1 protein-coding gene is annotated in these 460 nt (G+C 60.0%); it reads left to right on the plus strand.

Features of this window, described 5'->3' with window-relative positions:
* Positions 1-460, plus strand: a 460-nt coding sequence (locus AB1462_RS31950; RefSeq protein ID WP_367249094.1) for a molybdopterin cofactor-binding domain-containing protein, incomplete at both ends; no start/stop codon positions are given.

Genomic DNA, 460 nt, shown 5'->3' on the forward strand with positions numbered 1-460 from the left:
TTCCGAGGCTGAAAAGCATCCAGGCGTAGCGCGCGTTTTGACCTCGAAAGACGTGCCGCACAATGTCTATACGATCCTGATTCTTATTCAGGTCGGCCCCGAAGACGAGACGGTTCTCGCATCCGACAAGGTTCGCTGGAAGGGCGAGGCTGTGGTGGCCGTGCTGGCAGACAGCGAGCGCGCCGCGCAGGAAGCAGCCGCCAAGGTGAAGGTCGATTACGAGGTTCTCCCGGCTGTCTTCGACATGGAAGAAGCGCTGAAACCCGCTGCGCCGCTGGTCAACGAATATCACGGCCACAATTACTATCATTACGACAGCGGCCCCTGCCGGAAAGTGCGTTTCGGCGACGTCGAAAAAGGCTTTGCAGAGGCCGATCACATTCTGGAACAGAGCTATTCGTCCGGCCCTATCGAGCACGCGCCGACCGAGACGACCGGCTGCATCGTGGCCCCGGAAGGC

The organism is Pseudomonas sp. SB113 (genome assembly GCF_040754745.1).
Taxonomy (GTDB): Bacteria; Pseudomonadota; Gammaproteobacteria; order Pseudomonadales; family Pseudomonadaceae; genus Aquipseudomonas; species Aquipseudomonas grimontii.